The 294-nt window shown below is 77.2% G+C and carries 1 protein-coding gene; it reads left to right on the top strand.

What is annotated here, in order from left to right; genetic code table 11:
* Positions 1-294 (top strand): hypothetical protein (locus GT354_RS53215; protein ID WP_202513244.1); only part of this gene is annotated, 294 nt, incomplete at both ends.

Genomic DNA, 294 nt, shown 5'->3' with positions numbered 1-294 from the left:
CCGCCCACGCGGACGCCGACCGCGCGGACGCCGACGCGCCGGTGTGGATCGCGTTCGTCGCCCGGGATCGGGCCGACCTGCGGATCAAGCTGACCGTGGCCCGCGCGGGGGCGGTCGACCCGAACGGCGAGGTCTTCCACCGCGCGTCGGACGAGGCGGAAACCCCGCCGCTGGTGGGCTTCCTGTACCCCGGCCAGGGCAGTCAACGGCCCGGCATGCTCGCGGACCTGTTCGCGCGGTTCCCGGCCCTGCGCGACGGGCTGCGGACGGCGCCGGCGGAGTGCGTCCGGGCCA

This window comes from Streptomyces sp. SID3343 (assembly GCF_009865215.1).
Classification (GTDB): Bacteria; Actinomycetota; Actinomycetes; order Streptomycetales; family Streptomycetaceae; genus Embleya.
Note: the sequence above shows the minus strand (reverse complement) of the source record. Positions and strands in the feature narration are given on the sequence as shown.